The organism is Nonomuraea sp. NPDC049129 (assembly GCF_040648495.1).
GTDB lineage: Bacteria > Actinomycetota > Actinomycetes > Streptosporangiales > Streptosporangiaceae > Nonomuraea.
This window is the reverse complement of record NZ_JBEZDU010000070.1, coordinates 1-1,063: the sequence shown is the minus strand read 5'-3', so window position 1 is coordinate 1,063 and position 1,063 is coordinate 1. Positions and strand designations below refer to the sequence as shown.

The following is a 1,063-nucleotide window of genomic DNA, read 5'->3' as shown; positions in this document are numbered from 1 at the left end:
ACGAGGGCTATCCTGCCCGCTCGGCGTGTCAGATCACCACAAGCTGATCATGATCGGGCAAGGTCGGCGGGTCACCATGTGGATCTCTCGCAGAAAGCCCCCGAGTGCCCCGCTGCCGCGCCCGTCAGATCATCTTGACCGCCACCGAACGGCGGCGGCTCAAGCAGTTCGCCCACTCCCCTTCGGCCCCGTATCAGCTGGTGATCCGCGTCAGGATCGTGCTGGATGCCGCCCACGGCCACTCCAACAACGCCATCGCGCGCCGGCACGGGGTGAGCGTGGACACGGTCCGCCTGTGGCGGGGCCGCTACGACAGCGAGCAAGGCATGGAAAGCCTGACCGACCGGCACCGGCCGGGACGCCCGCCGCGTATCACTGCGCTCCAGCGGGCTCAGATCACGGCACTGGCCTGCCAGTTACCGGCCGAGACCGGGACTCCGCTGTCGCGGTGGAGCAGTAGCGAACTGGCCCGCGAAGCCGTCGCCCGCGGCCTGACAGCGACGATCTCGGCCTCCACGGTGCGCCGGATCCTGGCCGAGGACACACTCAAGCCCTGGCAACACCGGTCGTGGATCTTCATCCGTGACCCGGCCTTCGCCGTCAAGGCCGCCCGCGTGCTGGAGTTGTACGCCCCCACCTGGGACGGCGTCCCGCTCGGCGACGACGAGTATGTCATCAGCGCCGATGAGAAGACCTCCATCCAGGCCCGCTGCCGCTGCCACCCCACGCTGCCGCCCGGCAGATCGCGGATGATGCGCCTCAACCACGACTACGACCGCGGCGGCGCGCTGGCCTACCTGGCCGCCTACGACGCCCACCGCGCCCACGTCTTCGGCCGCTGCTCGCCCAAGACCGGCATCGTCTCGTTCATGGACCTGGTCGAACAGGTCATGACCCAGCAGCCCTACGCCTCGGCCAAACGGGTGTCCTGGATCGTCGACAACGGCTCCTCCCATCGCGGCAAGGCCGCCGCCGACCGGCTCACCGCGCGGTTTCCTCACGCGGTGATGGTGCACACTCCCGTGCACGCGTCCTGGCTGAATCAAGTGGAGATCTTTTTCTC

Annotated in this window: 1 protein-coding gene; it reads left to right on the top strand. The window is 68.5% G+C overall.

The window, feature by feature from the left end; genetic code table 11:
• Positions 1 to 134 precede the first annotated feature (134 nt).
• On the top strand, positions 135 to 1,063 hold a 929-nt coding region (locus tag AB0B64_RS60740; RefSeq protein WP_358207703.1), incomplete at its 3' end, for an IS630 family transposase.